Raw genomic sequence first — 242 nt, 5'->3', positions numbered from 1 at the left:
AAACACGGGCGATATCTACTGCAAAATCCCTCCAAAGATCTCCGATAGCGGTAATCTCCTTGGATAATTCTCTTAATTGATCGTTTTTCAGAATATCGGCAGCTTCCTGTAGGAAGGCTCCATAAATAAATCTGAAACCGCCGCCGCCGGTCCCGATTTCTTCCTGCATCCTGATCAGCTGTCCCAGGTAATGATTGGTTACTTTCGTACCTTTTTTCTCAGCCCATTTCGGAATGCTCTTG

Annotated in this window: 1 protein-coding gene; it reads right to left on the bottom strand. The window is 45.5% G+C overall.

Annotation, left to right across the window (positions count from 1 at the left end):
* The coding region (locus SCA31_RS25215) for a DUF4872 domain-containing protein (protein WP_410699671.1) at positions 1-242 on the bottom strand (242 nt) is incomplete at both ends.

This window comes from Chryseobacterium sp. SIMBA_028, from assembly GCF_046535285.1.
Lineage (GTDB): Bacteria > Bacteroidota > Bacteroidia > Flavobacteriales > Weeksellaceae > Chryseobacterium.
Note: the sequence above shows the minus strand (reverse complement) of the source record. Positions and strands in the feature narration are given on the sequence as shown.